This is a genomic window from Pauljensenia sp. UMB3104 (assembly GCF_030217285.1).
GTDB lineage: Bacteria > Actinomycetota > Actinomycetes > Actinomycetales > Actinomycetaceae > Pauljensenia.
Genome location: NZ_JASONN010000380.1, coordinates 1 through 260, shown reverse-complemented (window position 1 = coordinate 260; position 260 = coordinate 1). Strand labels below are relative to the sequence as shown.

General features: G+C 57.7%; 1 pseudogene. It reads right to left on the bottom strand.

Annotation, left to right across the window (positions count from 1 at the left end):
* A pseudogene (locus QP415_RS12110) lies at positions 1-260 on the bottom strand (ATP-dependent DNA helicase PcrA); the annotation flags it as partial.

The following is a 260-nucleotide window of genomic DNA, read 5'->3' as shown; positions in this document are numbered from 1 at the left end:
GCTCAGACAAATCAAATTCAGAAGCAACCGTGTGCCATTCTGCCAAGTTTTCGATTCTGCCCTCGTCCCGAGGATCCGAAGACTCGCTAAGAACCTGCACGTACCCCGATTCGTCCAGCAGGTAGTCCAGGACCTCAGCTACGCCCTCGCCGTCTTCGAGTCGTGACCGCCCTGCCGCGAGCAATTCGGCAAACTTGCGCGCGGAATTAGCTGCCCGCGTCGAAATGCCCTCTACCTGATCCAATTCCTCTAGCGCTGCC